General features: G+C 72.5%; 1 protein-coding gene. It reads right to left on the minus strand.

Features of this window, described 5'->3' with window-relative positions; all coding sequences use genetic code 11:
* Positions 1-305 (minus strand): glucuronate isomerase (locus tag FOJ82_RS16040; RefSeq protein ID WP_185975860.1); only part of this gene is annotated, 305 nt, incomplete at both ends.

Here is a 305-nt window from a genome sequence, read left to right on the forward strand (position 1 = left end):
CATCGCCGCGACCCACCCGGCGTAGGTGTCGACGCCGGTCCCGGCGCACTCCCCCAGCCGGTCGACGTCCCGGTTCCAGTCCGGGCGCACCACCTCGAGGTACGTGTCCGGCCGGAACGTCGGCACGACGGCGCCGTCCCAGTCGGGGTCCTGGCGAATGCGGCGGTGGTGCTCGAGGTCGTCACAGGGGTCGTCGGTGGTGGCGATGAACTCGATGTTGAGGCGGTCGTGCAGCGCGCGGGCGCGGAAGGCCGGGGTCGCCAGCAACGCGTCGATGCGGTCGTAGAGCTCGTCCGCACTGGCCT

It is taken from the genome of Tessaracoccus rhinocerotis (genome assembly GCF_007197885.1).
Taxonomy (GTDB): domain Bacteria; phylum Actinomycetota; class Actinomycetes; order Propionibacteriales; family Propionibacteriaceae; genus Arachnia; species Arachnia rhinocerotis.